Annotated in this window: 21 protein-coding genes and 1 pseudogene; 19 read left to right on the forward strand and 3 right to left on the reverse strand. The window is 45.7% G+C overall.

Features of this window, described 5'->3' with window-relative positions; translation table 11 throughout:
• Positions 1–52: 52 nt before the first annotated feature.
• The gene (locus tag GVY43_RS02690) at positions 53–637 is read left to right on the forward strand and encodes a DnaD domain-containing protein (RefSeq protein WP_159562148.1); all 585 of its coding nucleotides are present in this window, start codon (positions 53–55) and stop codon (positions 635–637) included.
• Positions 637–1296 carry an endonuclease III gene (gene nth, locus GVY43_RS02695; protein ID WP_159562149.1) on the forward strand — a complete coding sequence of 220 codons (660 nt, stop codon included), beginning with the start codon at positions 637–639 and terminating at the stop codon, positions 1294–1296. The genes GVY43_RS02690 and nth overlap by 1 nt, the downstream gene beginning before the upstream one ends.
• A gap of 38 nt (positions 1297–1334) precedes the next feature.
• On the opposite strand, the gene GVY43_RS02700 is transcribed toward nth, so the two are convergent.
• On the reverse strand, positions 1335–2186 hold the full coding sequence (locus GVY43_RS02700) for a DUF3800 domain-containing protein (protein WP_035387865.1): 852 nt from the start codon (positions 2184–2186) through the stop codon (positions 1335–1337).
• 356 nt (positions 2187–2542) lie between these two features.
• Here GVY43_RS02700 and recU point away from each other — a divergent pair, with 356 nt between their 5' ends.
• The 8 genes from recU (at position 2543) to GVY43_RS02740 (ending at position 11320) form a co-directional block, all read left to right on the forward strand.
• On the forward strand, positions 2543–3169 hold the full coding sequence (gene recU / locus GVY43_RS02705) for a Holliday junction resolvase RecU (protein WP_015881499.1): 627 nt from the start codon (positions 2543–2545) through the stop codon (positions 3167–3169).
• Positions 3170–3189: 20 nt separating this feature from the next.
• Positions 3190–5814 carry a transglycosylase domain-containing protein gene (locus GVY43_RS02710; RefSeq protein WP_159562150.1) on the forward strand — a complete coding sequence of 875 codons (2625 nt, stop codon included), beginning with the start codon at positions 3190–3192 and terminating at the stop codon, positions 5812–5814.
• Positions 5815–5894: 80 nt separating this feature from the next.
• Complete coding sequence (locus GVY43_RS02715) at positions 5895–6455, forward strand: hypothetical protein (RefSeq protein ID WP_159562151.1); 561 nt, start codon at positions 5895–5897, stop codon at positions 6453–6455.
• 17 nt (positions 6456–6472) lie between these two features.
• Positions 6473–8722: a DEAD/DEAH box helicase gene (locus tag GVY43_RS02720; RefSeq protein WP_159562152.1), complete on the forward strand. Its 2250-nt coding sequence runs from the start codon at positions 6473–6475 to the stop codon at positions 8720–8722.
• On the forward strand, positions 8719–9882 hold the full coding sequence (locus GVY43_RS02725; RefSeq protein ID WP_159562153.1) for a ribonuclease H-like domain-containing protein: 1164 nt from the start codon (positions 8719–8721) through the stop codon (positions 9880–9882). The genes GVY43_RS02720 and GVY43_RS02725 overlap by 4 nt, the downstream gene beginning before the upstream one ends.
• A complete protein-coding gene (locus tag GVY43_RS02730; RefSeq protein WP_159562154.1) occupies positions 9879–10424 on the forward strand; it encodes an SLOG family protein in 546 nt (181 codons plus the stop codon). Before GVY43_RS02725 ends, GVY43_RS02730 begins: the two co-directional genes overlap by 4 nt.
• A 4-nt stretch (positions 10425–10428) precedes the next feature.
• Entirely contained in the window at positions 10429–10725 is a 297-nt protein-coding gene (gpsB, locus tag GVY43_RS02735) for a cell division regulator GpsB (protein WP_084543127.1), read from the forward strand.
• A 19-nt stretch (positions 10726–10744) separates the two neighbouring features.
• Positions 10745–11320 carry an NERD domain-containing protein gene (locus GVY43_RS02740; protein ID WP_159562155.1) on the forward strand — a complete coding sequence of 192 codons (576 nt, stop codon included), beginning with the start codon at positions 10745–10747 and terminating at the stop codon, positions 11318–11320.
• Between the two features lie 35 nt (positions 11321–11355).
• On the opposite strand, the gene GVY43_RS02745 is transcribed toward GVY43_RS02740, so the two are convergent.
• Positions 11356–11643: a hypothetical protein gene (locus GVY43_RS02745; RefSeq protein ID WP_074037157.1), complete on the reverse strand. Its 288-nt coding sequence runs from the start codon at positions 11641–11643 to the stop codon at positions 11356–11358.
• A 94-nt stretch (positions 11644–11737) separates the two neighbouring features.
• On the opposite strand from GVY43_RS02745, the gene GVY43_RS02750 reads away from it, so the two are divergent.
• Positions 11738–11989 carry a hypothetical protein gene (locus GVY43_RS02750; RefSeq protein ID WP_159562156.1) on the forward strand — a complete coding sequence of 84 codons (252 nt, stop codon included), beginning with the start codon at positions 11738–11740 and terminating at the stop codon, positions 11987–11989.
• Between the two features lie 49 nt (positions 11990–12038).
• On the opposite strand, the gene GVY43_RS02755 is transcribed toward GVY43_RS02750, so the two are convergent.
• Complete coding sequence (locus GVY43_RS02755; RefSeq protein WP_159562157.1) at positions 12039–13577, reverse strand: FAD-dependent monooxygenase; 1539 nt, start codon at positions 13575–13577, stop codon at positions 12039–12041.
• Between the two features lie 112 nt (positions 13578–13689).
• On the opposite strand from GVY43_RS02755, the gene GVY43_RS02760 reads away from it, so the two are divergent.
• The 8 genes and pseudogenes from GVY43_RS02760 (at position 13690) to GVY43_RS02795 (ending at position 20365) form a co-directional block, all read left to right on the forward strand.
• Positions 13690–14313, forward strand: coding sequence for a CoA pyrophosphatase (locus GVY43_RS02760; RefSeq protein ID WP_236548917.1), 624 nt, complete (start codon positions 13690–13692; stop codon positions 14311–14313).
• Between the two features lie 40 nt (positions 14314–14353).
• Positions 14354–14554, forward strand: coding sequence for a DUF2187 family protein (locus GVY43_RS02765; protein ID WP_012726121.1), 201 nt, complete (start codon positions 14354–14356; stop codon positions 14552–14554).
• A gap of 16 nt (positions 14555–14570) precedes the next feature.
• Positions 14571–15755, forward strand: coding sequence for a DUF2157 domain-containing protein (locus GVY43_RS02770; protein WP_236548918.1), 1185 nt, complete (start codon positions 14571–14573; stop codon positions 15753–15755).
• Entirely contained in the window at positions 15752–16204 is a 453-nt protein-coding gene (locus GVY43_RS02775; protein WP_159562160.1) for a GDYXXLXY domain-containing protein, read from the forward strand. Before GVY43_RS02770 ends, GVY43_RS02775 begins: the two co-directional genes overlap by 4 nt.
• A gap of 238 nt (positions 16205–16442) precedes the next feature.
• Positions 16443–17156, forward strand: a complete 714-nt coding sequence (locus GVY43_RS02780) for a 3D domain-containing protein (protein ID WP_230872804.1) — start codon at positions 16443–16445, stop codon at positions 17154–17156.
• A 107-nt stretch (positions 17157–17263) separates the two neighbouring features.
• Positions 17264–17980 (forward strand): annotated as a pseudogene (locus tag GVY43_RS02785) (ABC transporter ATP-binding protein); the annotation flags it as partial.
• A gap of 10 nt (positions 17981–17990) precedes the next feature.
• The gene (locus GVY43_RS02790) at positions 17991–19496 is read left to right on the forward strand and encodes an ABC transporter permease/substrate-binding protein (RefSeq protein WP_074037152.1); all 1506 of its coding nucleotides are present in this window, start codon (positions 17991–17993) and stop codon (positions 19494–19496) included.
• A complete protein-coding gene (locus GVY43_RS02795) occupies positions 19493–20365 on the forward strand; it encodes a diacylglycerol kinase family protein (RefSeq protein WP_159562162.1) in 873 nt (290 codons plus the stop codon). Before GVY43_RS02790 ends, GVY43_RS02795 begins: the two co-directional genes overlap by 4 nt.
• Positions 20366–20414: the final 49 nt, after the last annotated feature.

A 20414-nucleotide genomic window follows, 5' to 3' on the forward strand; every position in this document is an offset into this window, starting at 1 on the left:
GGGAAGACACCATGTCCTCCCCGATTAATGTGTCTTAGAAAGGAAGTGCGACATGGATGCACATCAATTGATTCAATTATTCGAGCAAAGTCCGGTCGTCATTCCACGAAAGCTGTTCACCGATGCGAGACGCCTCGATTTGTCACCCGTCGAGTTCAGTCTGATCGTCCATCTTCTAGAAATGACTGGAGAAGGCATCGTCATGCCGCTCCCGAGTGAGCTAGGGAAACGATTGAATGTTTCAGAGAATGAGGCGCGCTCAGTGTTACTCGGTCTGTTGCAAAAAGAGTTGATCGCGATTGACGCTTCAAGTGATGGCGAGCGATATAGCCTATTGCCACTTTTCGAAGCGTTACAAAGGGAAGAGAAATCTGTGCCACAGCAGACACTGAATGAGAATATCATTCATACGTTTGAGCGGGAATTTGGAACGATCACCCCGTTCGAGATTGAACAAATTGTCGGCTGGATGACGGAAGATAGCTTCAGCGAAGAACTCATCATGGCCGCACTTCGTGAAGCGAAACTTCGAAACGTGCGAAACTTCAAATACATGGACAAAATCCTGCGCGTTTGGCAAGACCATCATGTCGAATCGCTCGAGGATGTCGTGGAATATCAACGGAGGAATAAGTGATGTTGACGCGAGCACAATTACAGGAAGTGTCAGATACGATGAAGCAGATGTTCCCAGACGCTCATTGCGAGTTGACGCATCAAAATCCCTTTGAATTGGTCGTCGCGGTCGCGCTCTCCGCACAAGCGACGGATGCGCTCGTCAACAAGGTGACACCAGGATTGTTTGAAGCGTTTCCGACTGTCGAGGCGATGGCTGCGGCTGACGTGTCTGAGATTGAGTCATTGATTAAACGGATTGGTCTGTACCGTAACAAAGCGAAGAATGTAAAAGCACTCTCAGAAAAAATTGTGAACGAGCATGGGGGGATTGTCCCTTCTGACCGAGCATCGTTAGAGGCGCTCCCCGGAGTCGGTCGTAAAACAGCAAACGTCGTCCTTTCTGTTGCATTCCATGAACCGGCGTTTGCGGTTGACACACATGTGGAACGAGTATCCAAGCGTCTCGGTATTTGTCGCTGGAAAGACAATGTTCGACAAGTCGAGGATACATTAATGAAAAAGTTTCCACGCGAGGAATGGTCACAACTTCATCATCAATTCATCTTCTTCGGACGATATCATTGCAAGGCACAACGCCCAGGCTGTGAGGCATGCCCACTCTTGCATATGTGCCGTGAAGGAAAGAAACGAATGAAGTCACAGAAAGTCACCACATAAAAAACGCATCGACACGCAATGTGTCGATGCGTTTTTGGTTAATGATTCCAAGGGTGGTCGCTCCATTCGCGACGTTTTTTCGTGATTGGCACTTTTTTGAAGCCCCAGTTTCGGAAATCTTGGTCCGGACTTTCTTTACGGATGTAAATTTTGTCCTTAATGGCTTTAAAGATTCGGTTCTCGTCCCCATAATGGACGAACCGTGGTTTCACTTCAATCACGCCACGACGAACGCGAGAAAGTGGCAGACAGACGAGGTCAGCGATTTCTAAGCCAGATTGATACATCGTGTTCTGCTTCTCAGAGAAGATGAAGCCTTTAATTTTTTGACGGCTCTTTTCGACGTCTAAATGAACGGTACCTGAGTTGAAAATATCAAAGAATGCTTTTTGAATCAGTAAGTTCTGATAATCGTCTCGGGATTCCAGGACGACACGGGCACTTACTGCCTCTGTTTCTTCTAAAAACGCATAGAATGACTTCATCAGGTGAGCGAATGCGACGACATACGGATCTTTTGGTGTCGAATAAAAGTCATGAAGCTTTTGTTTATCGACCTCGACACTGACGATTGTACAGTCGATTCCTCGCAAAAATTCAGGGAGTTTATCCCAAAAGTCGCGCAACATATCAATCGTGATCCCATCTTCTTTTCCGTAAGGATGTTCCGCTTTTAAAATTTCTTTCAAATGAAGTGGGATATGCTCCGTTTTGAACACATCTCGTTTGAACGCCTGAAGACGTCGTTTCAATTCACACGGTAATCCAGTCTCGTCTGCATCGATTGAATACTTATATTCCATCAGCACGCCAGTCAAGTTAAATTGCGTATTTCCCTTCGGTGTGCCTGTTTCGTCGACGAACATGACATACTTCTTTCCACTTTCCATCCAATCCCTCCAAAACGGCTTAACAGTAACGTCTTTAAGCACCCTATTTTATTTCCAAATGATAATTTGGTCAATCTATTGCACAGATATTGCACATTTTTTTTAGAATGACATCAATGAGGTTTATCGGTGTGTCATCTTGGATAAACAGTAGAAGTGCTATTATCATAGAAAAACAATCGCATCATACATAACGAGAGCTTTTCAATTTGGATACACAATCGCTTACATACTAGTTTAACATACGGGAGTTTGGTACGATATGTGTTGCGGTAATTCCACACAAGTGTCGACCGACAGAAGTCGACAATCAGACCTGAGACGGAAGGAACGAGTGGACCGACCTGTTAATATGTATGTATGGGGTGACGACATTGTTCCATTATCCAAACGGTAAAAAGGCAAACGTGACAAAGACAACAAAGGGGGAAGGAATTTCGAAGCAATCATCGAATTCTCAAACCTATGCGAATCGCGGAATGAACTTGGAGACGCTGTTAAATGAAACGAATGAGTTTTATCGGATTCATCAACGAGCCGTCATCCACAAAAAACCAACCCCTCTCCAAATCGTCAAAGTCGACTATCCGAAGCGAAGTGCCGCCAAAGTAACGGAAGCCTATTTCAAACAGGCATCTACGACCGATTACAACGGTGTTTATCGTGGTAGGTACATTGACTTTGAAGCGAAAGAAACGAATAATAAGACATCGTTTCCGCTCGGCAATTTTCATGACCACCAAATCGCCCACATGCGTGAGTGTGAACGTCATGGAGGGATTTGTTTTGTCATCATCCGCTTTAGTCGCTATAATACGCAATATGTATTGACCACCGAGCAACTTGTTCAGTGGTGGGAACAACGGTTAACGGGGCGCAAATCGATTCCGCTCAGCTTTATCGAAAAGGAAGCGATTGAAGTTCCGACGAGAGCCTTGCCGTCGATTGATTATTTGACGGTGCTCGATCAATGGCTCGATTGAATAGAAGGAGTGAACCATGAATGGAGCGAAGTAGGGTCGCACGTCGACAAGATTCGACGACGAATAAACGCAAAAAAACTGGGAAACAACCAAAGACGAAAAGTAAGAAACCGATGTGGAAACGCATCTTTTTATTAGGTTTCATGTTATTTATTGCTGCGGTAATCGCATTCGGCGCATATACGGTATATGCCATTGCGACGGCACCAGAACTAGATGAAGACAAACTTGTCGATACGTATCCGATTCAGTTGCTTTCGGCTGAAGGAGAACCGCTCGAAGGGGCGGGTCAGATTCGAGAGTATGTCTCCATCGACGACATCTCTGAAGTGATGCAACAAGCGGTCGTGTCCATTGAAGACCGTCGTTTCTATGAGCATAACGGGATTGACTTACGTCGAATCGGCGGAGCCGTCGTTGCCAACTTGACAGAGGGTTTCGGTGCAGAAGGTGGATCGACCATCACTCAACAATTGGTCAAGCAGTCGTTCCTTTCGACAGATAAGAAGTTGAAGCGTAAGCTTCAAGAACAATGGCTCGCACTCAAACTCGAGCGTGAGTATACGAAAGAACAGATTTTAGAGATGTACTTGAACAAAAACTATTACGGTAGTGGCGGATACGGTGTGCAAACCGCATCGAAACGTTACTTCAATAAGCCGGTCTCTGAGGTCAATTATCAAGAGGCCGCGATTCTCGCAGGTCTCCCGCAACGTCCAAGTGCCTACGATCCAATCAACGGTGATCAGGAGTTGACTCGCTACCGTCAAGAGCAAGTCTTGTCTGCAATGAAACGTGACGGACATATTTCTGAGGAACAATACAATGAGGCACTCGATGTTGCCATTGCTGACGTCATCTCACCAGGTGAAGAGACGGAAGAAGAAGCGTTCACACGTGCGATTTACTCTCGTGTATTGAATGAGTTAGAAGAGGACTATGGTCTTGAACAGTCAGATATTTACGGGACTGGTTTGAAAGTTTATACGTCAATCAACAAAGAGTTACACACAAAAATCAACAGTGATATTAAATCGAATAATGTTAATTTACAAACAAGTAGTTTCCCTGAAGATTTACGAATGGGTGCAACCGTCTTGAATACAAAGACCGGTGAAATTGTCGCTATCGTAGACAGTCAACAGGCGAAGCAAGGTGATACCACATATCGTGACTACTCAAATGAGAAGTATCAAATCGGATCGACAGCTAAACCATTTTTCGATTATGGTCCTGGAATTGAAAATGGGCAGTGGTCGACAGGTAAAGTGTTGCTTGACGCTAAATTAGATGGCACATATAGTCCGAATAACTATTATTCAGGTTTCCGTGGACCAAATACGATGCGCCAATACTTGAAAATTTCAGCGAACACGCCAGCAGTTCGTGCTTTCCAAGAAGTGCGGGATGAGTATGGACAAGAAGCAATCGAATCGTTCGTTAAAAATGTAGGTATCGAACCTTCATATTCTGGCGATGAACTCAACGAATCTAATGCTTTAGGTACGGCAGAAGCGAGCACGACACAGATGGCTGCAGCTTATGCAACACTTGGTGCGAATGGGATGTATACAAAACCGCACTTGATTCAAAAAATTGAATTCAATGATGGTTCAAGTATTAATTCACCGATTAAAGCCAAGCAAGCGATGGAAGATTATACAGCGTATATGTTGACAGACATGCTTCGTGATGTTGTGAGTGCTGAAGGTGGAACTTATGTACCTGGCGCATTCCCATGGGACGTAGCAGGTAAAACGGGTACGACGAACGAGCCTAACTCTACAAATCCGAAAGATAAATGGTTTACTGGTTATTCTACGGATTACTCAATCTCAGTATGGACAGGAAAAACGAAAGATTCGACAGTCGCTTCGTTCGATCCTGACTATGCCCAATACTATTTCGAATATATGATGCAACAAGTGACGAATGCGACGGGACAACCGGATCGATTCCAGCGTCCAGACTCAGTCTTGTCACTTGGTAATGAGCTTTATGTAAAAGGAACAAAACCAAAAGATCTTCAACCTGAGAAGTTGGTTGCTCCGACTGGGGCAAGTGTTAACTACGATGAAGAAGGTCAAACCGGTTCTGTCTCATGGTCATACGATTTCGATGGTGCACAAGCCGATGGTTATACGGATATCACGTTCACGGTGACACAAAAGTCAGCCGATGGAAGTGAGCAAGTCGTCGGAACGACCGGGGAGACGAGTGTGAATATTGCAAACTTGGCCGAAGGAGACACAACGTTTACCATTGTCGCAAATGCGACGAACCCGTTGACGGGAGAACAGCAATCGGCACCGGCACAAGCGAGCTATTCGATTGAACCGAAAGAGGAACCGACGGAAGAAGAGGAAAACCCTACTGATGATGGGAATTCCGAAGATGAACCATCAGACGAAAATAACGGGAACGGGAATGATAACGGAAACGGGAATGGTAACGGAGACGGAAACGGCGAAGATACCACCGACGAACAAACTCCTGATGAACCGGCTACGGATGAAGGTTCTGGCGAAGGTACAGACGAACCAACTGACGGAGATGATTCAGGAACTCCGTTAGAGGGACAATCCAATGGTGAATCGTCAGACACGAATCGTGGAAACAGCAATTCAAACAATGGGAATAACTAAGGAGAGCAGGGCGACATTGTGCGCCCTGTTTTTCGTTTGACTTTGTTATAATGAAAAGAAAGGGAACAGGATGGTGACACATGGTTCAACTCTCTTTAAAACGCAAGATGAAAGTATTACTTGTCATGGATCGACTGCAAGACGATGATTTCGGCGTGCCTCTCGGTGGACATCTCGGGTTAAAGCTTTCACATGTGCTCTTAAAAGAGTCCATACCGTTTGGGCGTCTCATCCAGGACCAAACCGTCGCCGAAGCAATCGGACATGCTTACTTGAAACGAATCGGAGTCGAGACCATGTTCACGGGCGAAGAATCCTATTATCCAGAACTTCTTCGTGGCAACCGTCAACTCATCTCAACAAACGAAGATTATTATAAAACGGTGCAACGCTACGTCAAACATCTTTTAGCGGTTCATTCGAAATGTACGAAACTACATACCATCGTCTTGTTCGGACGGTCGACGCAACGTCTGTTTTCAGATGCGCTCTTCCGTCTCGAAGAAGAAAATGAGCATGTCGCTGCTACATTTAAAGACATGGCCATCTTTCAGATGCCCGCTGTATCGAGAGTGGTACGAGATGAACGGATTCATCAAATCCGACAAGTCGTAGCGGACCTTGCACCTTCGAATGCGTAATGAAAGAAGGTGACTAGATGCGAAAATCTCGCTCTGTCGAAGAAATCATAAAAGAATTAAGAGATGATCCTGGTTTTTCAAACCACGTACGTCATTGGCACACGGTCGATGCACGTCCGGCCCAATATGCCCCAATTCCAGAGCAGGTGCCTGAACAATTGGTGAATGTACTTAAGAATCGTGGAATTGAACAGCTGTATACGCATCAAGCCGAGGCTGTGAAACAAACGGCGGCTAGCCATTCGACGGTCATCGTAACACCTACGGCATCAGGAAAAACACTGTGTTATAACTTACCGGTTCTATCCAAGATGATTGAAAAACCTACAGCACGTGCGCTTTATCTTTACCCGACAAAAGCACTCGCGCAAGATCAAAACAGTGACTTGATGGAGATGGTCGAAGCCCTTGAAGGGAATTTGCGGTGCTTCACCTATGATGGCGACACATCACCTGCGGCACGAACGAAAGTTCGCGATGCAGGGAATATCGTTATCACGAATCCCGATATGTTACATTCCGGCATCTTACCTCATCATACGAAATGGATTCGTCTATTTGAGAACTTAGAATACATCGTCGTCGACGAACTCCATACGTATCGTGGCGTGTTTGGCAGTCACGTGGCGAACGTGTTTCGACGTTTAAAACGAATCTGCGCCTACTATGGTAGTCACCCGAAATGGATCATGACATCGGCGACCATCGCGAATCCGCTTGAACTTGCCGAGCTATTGACGGAAGAAGAAGTCGTATTAATCGATCGAAACGGGGCACCTCAAGGCAAGAAACACCTTGTCTTCTATAATCCGCCTGTCGTCAATGAAGCACTCGGAATTCGTCGTAGCGCAACGCTCGAGACGAAACGAATCGCCTCGAGGCTCGTGGAAGCGAACATACAAACGATTGTATTTGCGCGGTCGCGCGTACGTGTCGAGGTGCTATTGACTTATTTGCAGGAACTAACACGGCGGGAGCTCGGACCAAAGTCTATTGTCGGTTACCGTGGCGGCTATCTTCCATCTGAACGTCGAGAAATCGAACGACGGTTACGGAACGGGGAAATCAAAGCGGTCGTTTCGACAAACGCGTTAGAGCTCGGTGTCGATATCGGTCAACTTCAAGCATGCGTCTTAAATGGATATCCAGGGACAGTCGCTTCGTTATGGCAACAGGCTGGGCGCGCCGGTCGTCGGCATTCAGAGTCACTCGTTGTATTTGTCGCATCCTCGTCATCACTCGACCAACTCGTCGTCGAACAGCCGGACATGATTTTAGATCGCTCACCGGAAGCGGCACGTCTTGACCCGAATAACTTGATTATTTTAGTAGATCATATCAAATGTGCCGCATTTGAGTTGCCGTTTCAAAAGGGAGAGCGGTTCGGAACAGTCGACACGGAAGATATATTAGAGTTTTTGACGGATGCTCACGTCTTACACGAACGGGCCGATAGGTACTATTGGATGACGGATTCGTTCCCGGCCCATGACATCTCGCTTCGGACGAGTGATCAAGAGAATGTCGTCATCGTCGATCAGACGGCGAAGCATCAAGTTATCGGTGAGATGGACACGTTCAGTGCCATGACGTTGTTACATGATGAAGCGATTTATTTGCATGGAGCCGAACAGTACCAAGTCGAAAAACTCGATTTTGAGGAGAAGAAAGCATATGTCCGCCGGGTTGACGTTGACTACTATACGGATGCGAATTTAGCAGTTGAACTGAAAGTACTCGAAGAGAACAAGTCAGACGGAGCGAAGACGTTTGGTGAGGTATCGGTCATCGCGATGGCCACCTTGTTCAAGAAAATAAAATTCGGGACGCATGAGAACATAGGGTCGGGTCCGATTCATCTACCGGAGCGAGAGTTGCATACGACAGCTACTTGGTTCACGTTAGATGAGCGATTCGCCTATTCGGAGGCGGACCTCGAAGATCAACTTGAAGCGGTCAGCGATTTGATGAGGCGACTTGCGCCACTTTATCTCATGTGTGACACGCTCGATTTATTCACTACGATTCAGATGAAGTCGACGCATACGAGTAAGCCGACCGTTTATTTGTACGACCGGTATCCAGGAGGCATCGGTCTCAGTGAGGCACTCTATAAAGATGCAGACATGGTGCTTGGAGCGGCAGAACGGACGGTATCCGACTGTCCATGTGAGAGCGGATGCCCCCGTTGTGTCGGCATGATTGGATACGGTGATTTCAAACAGCAAGTCATCCGTCAGTTGCAAGCATTGAAAGGAACGATATGAAAGCTAAACTATCTAGATTAATCAAAACGAACGAACCTGGCCCAAAAGCTAGGGTCACGAGCCCTGACGAAGTGGAGCAACAAAAGTGGAAGGATCATGGGGGCGAGATTTTAACGTTTGAGGGGGAATGGTGTGTCCGGATTCGAAAGACATATCCGCTCGACGAGGTGTATCACGACTTCAAGTTTGGAGAAGCAAGAAAGATGATGCGTCAAACCGAGCACCCGTTTTTCGTCGTCGACTTAGAGCCCGACCAAGTCCTGTTCATGGATACGGAAACGACCGGGTTACGCGGTTCAGGAACATCAATCTTTTTGATTGGATTTGCTAGGATTCAAGAAGGACACCTTGAAATGATTCAATACGTGTTACCTCATCCGGCGTTTGAAACCGCCTTTTACTATCATTTCTTGCAGGATATCGGAGATGAGGTTCGTTTCGTTACCTATAACGGGAAATCATTTGATTGGCCCCAAATCAAGACGAGACATACATTCGTCAAATCCAGGGTGAAACAATTACCTTCAGTGGGTCATGTCGATTTACTTCACGCTGCAAGACGATTGTTAAAACCGAGGCTTGAATCGGTATCATTAAAAGCAGTCGAAGCATACTTCGGTCATGAACGAACGGACGACCTTCCTGGATTCTTGGCGCCGATGCACTATTTTCAATATGTCAAAGAGCGGAATCCTGAAATATTGCTCCCGGTCCTCGAACACCATCATGCGGACTGTTTAAGCCTTGTCTCTTTGTATACACGTCTCAGTCAACTCGTTACGACCCCGGTAACTGATTTTGGAGAGGAACGTGCTCACTGGTTACATGACCTTGGCGAACAAGATCAAGCGCTGAGGGAGTTTGAGCAACTCTCGAGTCCATCGAAGCGTTCCATCATGCGTCAAGCGATGATATTAAAACGAGCTGGACGATTCGAGGAGGCCATTCCGCTATTTGAGTCGCTTCATACGATTGAAGGGTATGTCGAACTCGCCAAGTATGCAGAGCATAAACAAAAAGACATCGCTTTGGCGATTGATTACACGGAGCGAGCCATGAAGCTACTCGAACAAAAGCGAACAGTGCTACGTCAAACTATCGACCGTGAGAAAATGGAATTGGAGCATCGACGAGCTCGCCTAGAAAGGAAGCAAACATGAAAGTAGTAGCCGTCACAGGATATCGTCCTCATGAACTCGGCATTTTCAAAGCGGATCATCCAGGAATTGAAATCATTCAAGAAGCTTATCGGAAAAAGATACTTGAAGTCATCGAATTAGGTGCTGAATGGTTCATATTAAGTGGAACGAATGGTTGTGAATTGTGGGCTGGACAAGTATTGTTAGAGTTAAGAGAAACCTATCCGATTAAAATTGCCGTGTTTCCTCCATTCTTAAATATGGACGAGCGCTATAAACCATTCGAACAAGAACTATTTGTGCAACTGCAACTCGAGGCAGACTTTTTTGAACCGCTGACACAGCGTCCATACGAAGACCCGAGTCAACTCCGCGCAAAAACGGCATTCTTTTTAGATAAAGCAGAAGGATTGATCACCTTGTATGACGAAGAAACGGAAGGAAGTCCCCGCTTTTTAGTCGATGGGGCTCGGCGAAAGCCGAACATGGAAATTTTCCTAATCACACAAGAAGACTTACGAGTCATTGAAGAAGAAAAACAATGGGAACAACAATGGGAGTGATATGATGCAAACGGAATTAACAGCAGAAGCGATTTATAAACAAGAATTCAAGACGGCGTTACGTGGTTATTCACAAGAAGAAGTCGATCAATTTTTAGATGTCGTCATTCGCGATTATGAAAAAATGGCGAAAGAAATCGAGCGTCTTCAAAAAGAAAACGACTCGTTGCGACGAGAACCTGCGCCTGCGTCGGAACCAGTTAAACCAGCACAACCGGTTGCGTCAAATTATGACATGTTACGCCGTATCTCAAATCTCGAAAAAGCGGTCTTTGGAAAGCAAGTCGGTCCAAGCGAATAATGAATAGGGGGTGGAGTCTATGTTGCAAGTGTTAACGGCCACGGAGAAACAACCAGTCAAACAACAGACAAAAAAGCTGTTTCGTGTGAAAGAAGAAGTGATGAAAGCACCAACCTGCTATACAGATCGTCTCGTCGAAAACATCAGACAAACATGCCGATTTGATTGGATGATGATTGAACAAGTCAAATTAGGGGATGATCTCGTTCATTACGTGCTCGTCGGACCTAAAGGCGTATTCTTGATTCAATTAAATCGAACTCCAGCCCCCGTCCATATGACAAACCGGGAATGTCGAACCGAGACCTCGATGGGGTGGAAACAGGTTTATCCTCATCCTGTCACGGAATTAGAACGGATGACCAAACAAGTGCGGTCACGATTAAAAAAAGAGTGTAATCAAGCAATTCCCGTCTATTCGTTTTTAATCTTCCCGGAAACGGAACGATTGAAGTTAGAACGAATTAAGGCGAATTGTGGAGATTCATTCGCTCTGGTGGATCAGGTGATCAGTAAAACGAACCTTGAGACGTTGACAGAGCCGCTCGTCAAACAAATCGCCTATTATTGTTCTGAGCGACAAGTACATAAATAAGAAGAAGGCCGAATACCAATCATTCGGCCTTCTTCTTATTTTAAAAGTTCTCTTGCTTTTGCTGCATCATCTCGGTGTACGAACAGTGCAACGCGATCGTCCAAGTTTTTTGCGAGCGGTTTTAATAACTTGCCGGTCGGAAGTCCTTGTTCCACACGACAGGTGATGCCCCGCTCGGTCAAGTAATGATAATCACCTAAGAGTTCTTCACCTTGTTTCCCGAATGCTTCACCGAAACGAACCCACTTCAAGTTGCGAATTGTTCGAATCGTGACCAAGATGACAAACAAAATGGCGAGTGCGATGATCAATAATGTTTCCAATGCCTTCAACCCCTTCTTTACACAAGTTTAATGGTGTGGCGAGTTGAAAGCAATATGGAGCGAACGGTATACTGAAATGGAAAAGAGGGATGAAATGAAAAAACCGATTCAATCGAGACGAGAGGCAATCTCAATACTAGAAAATCAGCAAGTACTCTATATTCGAATTCATAACGGACAAACGGGCATGATCAAATCGACAGAGGAAGGTATCATCGTGGCCATTCCAAATGAAGAGACAGATCAAATCGATTTTCGAAAACTAGAGGACATCGAGGCGTTTGAAGCGTTTTATGATTTGACGCTCTCGAAACCAGGGATTTTGTATGTAAACGTTGAAGAGTAATGATATGGAGAGCTTCACCATTTCGGTGGGGCTCTCCATTTATACACGTTTAAGAGGAAGGCAGCCAGACAGCTAACTTGTCCTGTAACGGCTTTAGGCGAACGTGATGTTGCTTATGCAACAAATAACCGTCTGGGCGAATGACTAGTATGCCACGTTTCATAAAGAGGGATTTGGCAAGTTCGTTCCCTTGATCAAAGAACGGGCGACTCGTCTTAGATAAGGTGATGGTTTGAATGAACGGTTGGTTCTCGTTCAAATAGTCATAGATGGATGACAAATCACGTTTCCCATCGTCAAATACAAGCACTTGAAACCGTCCGTCCGCGATTTCCGATATTTTAGTCCGAAATCCGTCATCCGTTCGTAAAATCTCTGTCTCCGGAAAAATTTTTCCTTCCGCGACGCGACGAAACGGTAATCGTAGCGCATTCGGATACGACAAATGAAGTTGAGAGATCCGTTCGGTGATTTTTTGGTTGATGAGATTGACACGTGTGAAGACATCGGCACCGATTGCTTGGAACGGTAAGAGCATCGGAAGTGTCGTCTGTAACATCTCCGTAGCGATATTCGTCGTCAGTAGCACGTTACGGGCTACGTGCTCCCGCTCGTCCCGATAAGTGGACACAACGTGATGGGGAGCGCCAGTTTTGAGATGCAACCATAGTTTCCAACCTAAGTTGAAGGCATCTGCAATCCCAGTGTTCATCCCTTGTCCACCGACCGGGGAGTTAATATGTGCCGCATCCCCCATGAGAATGATGCGGTTGTGAATGAACGTATCGACCATGCGATTATGCACGCGGAATAAGGAGAACCATTCAACGTCGCGAATATGGACCGGCATATGACTGCGTTGTTCCACCAATTCTTGAAGGTCCGATTCTTGGAATGATTCATCCGTTCTCAAGTTTCCTGTGATGCGAATCGTTTCATCCGTGAGCGGGAAGACTTCGAGCACTCCACGATCCGAGAAAAAGATATGAACCTCTTCACGGGATATCGGCCAATCAGCCTTCAAATCGGCTAGCACCCAAGCCTCTTTGAACGATTTACCACTAAACGGAAGGGCGAGCATCCGACGAACCGAACTGTTGGCTCCATCGGCGGCGACAACGTATTTCGCTTCAACAGCACGAGTTCGCCCGTCTGTAGCGGTCAAATGTGCGATGGTACGGGATGGGTACTGGGTGATGGATGACAACGTTTCACCGCGCTTCACAACATGACCATGTTTTTGTAGAGCACGTTCTAATATGTCTTCGGTTTCATTTTGACGTAATAACGTCACGAACGGATATGGGGTCACGAGTTTGGAGAATTCAAGTTTTGCTGTCCACTGTCCCGAAAAATATAGATTCCCCCGTTCAATTGTTCGGGCACGTTCTAGCACTTCTTGAGCAACATCCAAACGAGAAAACACTTCGATGGTCCGCGGCTGGATCCCGATAGCTCGTGAATTATCCGACGGGGTCGTCTTACGATCAATGATTTGAAAAGATACGCCATATCTAGCTAAAGTGAGTCCGAGCGTCAGGCCGGTTGGCCCGGCGCCGACAATCAATACATCTACTTGTTCGTCCACGCTGATCAACTCCTATCATTAATAATGATATTTCCGACATTGGCAGCGACTAAACGAAAAGTAGGGTATAGAACGGTATATGATATTCGATGATGGAAGGTGAGTGAACATTGTGCAGCCATGGATCACAGAAGAACAGATTCGAGATAGTTTTACAATGGATGAAGATTATGAACAAACAGCTGCAGTGTTAATCCCACTCGTTCAGATTGATCAGGATTGGCACGTCGTGTTTGAAGTACGATCTCACACGATGCGACAGCAGCCTGGGGAGATATCATTTCCAGGAGGACGCCTCGAAAAAGGAGAGACGCCCGTTGAAGCAGCAATACGAGAAACAAGTGAAGAGTTAGAGGTTTCTGCAGATAAAGTAGAGGTCGTAGGCAAATTGCGACCGCTTGCTACGCCGCATCGCCAATTGATTTATCCGTTTGTCGGAATCCTATCGGAAGTACCAAGTGTAGAAGGGACGGATGAGGTCGATCATTTGTTTACCGTACCGATTTCCACATTACTCATGATTGATCCATTCCACGGAGAAATGGAATGGACGATGAGTCCGGATCAAAATATTCCACTTGATCGATTGGCGAATGCTAAAGCGTACGAAAAACGGGTAATTAAAATGAGAGAACCTTTTTATGAGCATGAAGACTACATCATTTGGGGACTTACTGGAAAATTCTTGACACAATTTATTAAACGGATAAAAGAAAACGTATTCAAACGGTTATAATTTCGTTATAATGATAGAAACAAATTTAGATTGGAAGTGAATGGGTGTGTCTGAAGAATTCCTCGTAGGTGATATCGTGAAGTCGACTCGTGAAGGATGGGTCGCTGAAGTGACCGCCGTACTGACCAATACTGTGATCGGTGACGTCTCGATTATGGAAGAGTTTCAACAGCTCGGACTCGAGTTCGAGAAACAAGTTTTACTAAAATCAGAATTGGAATTGATTGAACGCGCCAGCTGACCTTTTTCTGAAAGGGATGATTCAGGTGTCCATTGACAAAAAAGTACGTGAATGGCAAGAGGCGGGTTTATTGGATGAAGCGACGGGGTTAAGACTAGTCGACTATGAACATAAACGACGGGCGGCTAGTGAGCAACATGACCACAAGCCGCCCGTTTTGGTCATTGTCGGATCCATCTTGTTGGCTCTTAGCCTATTCAGTTTCGTCGCAGCCAACTGGCAAGCGATTCCCGACCTTTTGAAAATCGGTTTGTTTCTTCTTTTTATGGTTGGATTCTATGTCTTTGCCGAGCGGGTTCGCTTGAAAACACCAAGATATGTCACGCTGTTACGTGTACTAGGGTTCGTTTTCTTTATCGCGACCATGGCGGTCATCTTCACGACGTATAATCTGTCTGGCCAATTGACTCTATTGTTCTGGATCATCTTTGCGATGGCCGTACTTCATCGCGTCTTGTATGAGCATGTTTTCTTCTCCATCCTCTCTGCGATTACCGCATTTATGGCCGTCACTAACAGTTTCGAAGGGATTGGTCTGACGTTAATCGCTTTTGGACTGATAGTCACATGGGCGTGGTTCCATTTCGTTGATGAATCGTTGGATCGCACGTTCGCATGGCTGACCTTTTATGGTCTTCTCAATATTTTCGGTCAGTATATCGATTATGAGGGAAGACTGTGGCCGCTTTGGTCACTCGTCATCTTGCATGCATTGCTCTTGTTCTATCGAAAACAAGCAGTTTGGCAAGCAACGTATCTCTTCATTGCGGCCGTTCTATCAATTGGTTATTTAATTAATGTGACAGAGAGTTGGCTCTCTCAAAGACCGCCTTCCGTCATTGAAGCGACACTCTTGTCGGTTGCACTCGTTGCCGTCTATTTGATTCATAGACGGAATGATCTTCTGTGGGTAAGTCTGCTGGCAGTTATCCCATTTGCACTCTTTGAAGATTCAGGAGTTTTACTGGCAATCATCATCGAAGTGATTGCACTTGCTTACTTGATTCGCCAAGACGTGACACGACGACCGACAATTTTCGCCTTCATCTATTTCTTAATCGTTCAAATGACAATTTACTTCATCTACGTGTGGGATCGGCTCGACATCTCACTCTTCTTCTTGATTGGTGCGTTAATCGTCTTTGCGTTGTCACTCGCACTATGGTGGCGTAATCGAACGAGAGGGGATGTGACGACATGAAACGATTTTCTGTTTGGCTTGTCCCGGTTGCTCAAGTCTTGATTGCCATCGTCTTTGTGATTCTTGTCTATGCCATATCGTGGGTCGGGGAGACGTACACGTTTAAAGGGTCTTCGTTCGAACCGTATGACCCTTATTTTGGGGATTCCATCTATCTCGAATATGATGCCTTCAAAGGACGACAAGATGTCGAAACCGGAACGGTATATGTTTCCTTTAAAGAAGGGGAAGATGGATATGCTGTCCTCGATCGGATTGAGTCGAAACCGTTTTTTGGTGGCATTCGGGCAAACTATTATGATCGTCTTCTTTATATAGAAGAAATGGGTTCGTATCGTGTGTCGGAAGATGAGATGGATGCGATAAAAGGTAAGCAATCGTTCACGGTTCAAGTTGATGTCGCACCGTGGGGTATGCTCAGAACGTATGAAATTGAGCCAAATGAATAAGCGTTAATCATGACAGGAAGATTACAGGTTTGTTACACGATTGATTGTAACGAATCTGTAATTTTTTTGTGAACCCATGGAATATCAACGTTTATTTCAATTATTACAATCTGTAACCGATTTTTTTGTCATATGTCAGGAATGTTTCACTTCGATAAAATCACTACTTTGACGGGACTTCTCGTGGTAAATTAACATCTGTTCGTTACATAACGAGAAAGGTGATGACCTTACTACGATGAAATTATTAAAATATATGATCGTCATTGGAGCTACGATGATGGGGTTGTTCACATTCATCGATCAGGCAGATGCTGCACAGATCGGAATCGGGACAGAACAGAAAATCGTACAAAACCCGCTTGAACTAGAACGCCAAGCAATTGAAGAAAAACGACAAAAAGAAATCGCCCGCCAAAAGAAACTTGCTGAAGAAAAACGCATCGCAGAAGAGAAACGGATCGAAGCAGAACGTCTTGCGGAAGAGAAAGCAAAAGAAGAAGCAGAGAAAGCAAGACTTGCGAAACTTGAAGCAGAACGAAAAGCGGAGGAAGAGCGGAAAGCAGCGGAACAGGCAACAGCTGCAAAAACGTCGGCTTCTGCCACTCAATCAGTCAGTGCAACACCAGTATCTACATCTAAAAAAGTCATTACAGTCGAATCGACAGCTTATTCAAATGATGTTGCGGATAACAAGGCGTACGGCGGTCGTGTATTAACGGCCACGGGTCATGATGTGACTGATTCGATTTATTATAACGGAATGCGAATTATCGCCGTCGACCCAGCCATCATTCCTTTAGGGTCAAAAGTCCACATCCAAGGTGTCGGTGATGCGATTGCCCTTGATACAGGTGGTAGAATAAAAGGACATATCGTCGATTTACTCGTCGATTCAAAACAGGACGCGATCCAATGGGGGCGTCGACATATTGAAGTAACGCTATACTAAAAATCAGGTTCTCCAATTAGGAGAGCCTTTTTTTGTTTAACAAAGTAGAGAAACGGGCAAATTACTATTTGAATTTCCATTTTGGAAATAGTTGAGGAGGGATCAGGTTGATTGAGTTTCGTGATGTATCAAAACGTTATGAAGACGGGACGTTAGCCGTCAAAGAATTAAGCTTAACAGTAAATAAAGGAGAAATCTTCGTATTGATCGGACCTTCAGGTTGTGGCAAGACAACGACGATGAAAATGGTCAATCGATTAATCGATCATACGGACGGAAAAATTTTAATTGATGGAAAAGAAATCTATCAATTCGATATTTTTGAGTTACGTCGAAACATCGGTTATGTACTCCAACAGATTGCATTATTCCCTCACTTAACAGTGGAAGAAAATATCTCTGTCGTACCTGAGCTTTTGAAATGGAAAAAAGAACGAACGAAAGACCGTGTGACCGAATTGATGAAGATTGCCGGTCTCGACCCGAAACTTCGCTCGAAAAAGCCAGCAGAATTATCAGGAGGTCAACAGCAGCGCGTAGGCGTGTTGCGTGCTTTAGCTGCAGACCCGGACGTCATCCTCATGGACGAACCCTTTTCTGCGCTTGATCCGATCAGCCGTGGTCAATTGCAAGATGATATTAAGCGCTTGAATGACGAACTTGGCAAAACGATCTTGTTTGTCACACACGACATGCAAGAAGCGATGAAGCTTGGTGATCGCATCGCGTTAATGCGTGATGGGGAACTCATGCTAGTCGGTACACCAGAAGAAATCTTGGCGAGTGAAGATCCGTTCGTCTTAGAATTTACACAACGTGGAAGAGGTGAGCTAGATGCTTGAGACGTTCCAAAATAGACAAGGACAGCTTGTCGAGGCACTGATTGAGCACTTGCAGCTCTCTGTCGTATCGCTTTTGATTGCCGTATTGATTGCCGTACCATTGGGAATCTGGCTGACGCGCCGTAAGAAAATCGCCGAAACCGCCATTGGTGTCACTGCGATTATTCAAACGATTCCGTCGCTTGCCTTACTTGGTTTGATGATTCCGCTCGTTGGAATCGGGGCATTACCTGCTATTATTGCGCTTGTCTTATATGCGCTCCTACCTATTTTACGAAACACGTTCACCGGTTTAAACGAAGTGGATAAATCGTTGCTTGAAGCCGCTCGAGCTTGTGGGATGAAGCCGAATCAAAGTTTGATGAAAGTTGAACTCCCGCTTGCTTTACCGGTCATCATGGCTGGTATCCGGACCGCGATGGTTCTGATTGTCGGTACGGCGACGCTCGCTGCTTTAGTCGGAGCAGGTGGACTCGGTACGCTTATTTTGCTCGGGATTAACCGGAATGACAATTACTTAATTTTACTCGGGGCCATCCCGGCCGCGATTTTGGCACTCTTATTTGACTTCTTGTTGCGTCAGATGGAAGGTGCGACGGCGACTCGAAACAAGGCGAAATTGATTGCTGTTTCTACTGTCCTCGCCTTGGTCATCGTCACACCGCTCGCGTTCGGTCGTTCGCAAGAAACAGACCTTGTCGTTGCCGGTAAACTTGGTCCAGAGCCGGAAATCCTAATGAATATGTATAAGTTGTTGATTGAAGAAGAAACAGATTTGACTGTATCTGTGAAACCGAACTTCGGGGAGACGACATTCGTATGGGGCGCACTCCAATCTGGAGACGTTGATATTTATCCGGAGTTTACAGGTACGGCACTGGCGAGTCTCGTCAAAGAGACACCTGAATCAAACGATGCCGGTGAAGTTTACGAACAAGCGAGAGAGGCACTGGCAGAAGAAGGATACGTGATGCTCGAACCGATGCAGTTTAATAATACGTATGCGCTCGCGATTCCACGTGACTATGCCGAGGCGGAAGACATTACGGCTATTTCAGATTTACGAAACGTACAGTCTGATATTCAAGCCGGGTTTACACTTGAATTCACCGACCGTGAAGACGGTTATCCAGGACTTCAAAACGAGTATGGGCTTGATTTCCCGTCTGTCGTCTCAATGGAGCAAAAATTGCGCTATCGCGCCATCGCACGAGGGGATGTCAATCTAGTCGACGCTTATGCGACGGACCCTGATATCGCCGAGAACGACCTCGTCGTTTTAGAAGACGACCGACAATTCTTCCCGCCTTATCAAGGAGCACCGCTTATGAAAGAGGAGACACTTGAAGAGTATCCAGAAATCGAGGATGCGCTCAATCAGCTCGCAGGTAAAATCACAGACGAACAGATGTCTGAATTGAATCGACGTGTCGCGTACGGAAATGAACGCGCATACGATGTAGCGAAAGACTTCTTAGAACAGGAAGGGTTACTATGAGAGCTTTGATTATTTCGAATCCGAAGTCCGGCACGAGCGAAACGATGCTCGGAGAGGTCATCGGAACGATTGAGTCGCTCTATGAAGAAATCATCATCAAGAAAACATCGGAAATTGGGGATGCGCTTCGATTCGCGAAAGAAAGTAAACCGTTCGACCATCTGATTGTCATTGGCGGTGATGGTACGCTAAATGAAGTAGTGAATGGGTTGATGACCTTAGAGCGCGACGAGCGTCCGACAGTCGGCATCATTCCTGCCGGGACGTGCAATGATTTCGCTAGGGCACTTGAACTGCCGATTCAACCAACACAAGCGGCAAGTGTCATCAAATCACATCATGAACAGCATGTAGACGTCATTCAAGTTGATGAGATGTATGCCCTCAATTTCGTCGGAGTCGGATTGATTGCAGACACATCACGTCAAATCGATCCGAATGAGAAAGAATCGTTAGGTTCGATTGGCTACTTTTTAGCGACCATCCGCCAATTTCGTGAAGCCGACCCGTTCGAAATTCGATTGCGACGTGGGGATGAGATGCTCTATGAAGGGGATGTCAGTTTTCTATATGTAGGAAACGGGAGCTATCTTGGGACCGTACCGACGAAACTGGAGACGCAATCGTTTTCGGACGGGCTGTTAGAAGTGGTACACAGCTCGGCAATCGGATTTCCGATGATTCGTCAATTGTTAGCCCAGCAACTCGGTCTTGATCAAAAATCGGCGGAGTGGAATCACTTTCAGGCTTCACATGTTGAAGTCGAGTTAAACGAACCTCAAATCATTGATATCGATGGTGAACATTTCGAAACCGATCACTTGACGATACGGATTCGAGAGCGAGCCCTCACGTTTTTAACGCCATAAAGCATCAACAGAGAAAAGTATTCAGACTTTTCTCTGTTTTTTTGTTGTC

Source organism: Exiguobacterium sp. 8H (assembly GCF_902506255.1).
GTDB classification, from domain to species: domain Bacteria; phylum Bacillota; class Bacilli; order Exiguobacteriales; family Exiguobacteriaceae; genus Exiguobacterium; species Exiguobacterium profundum.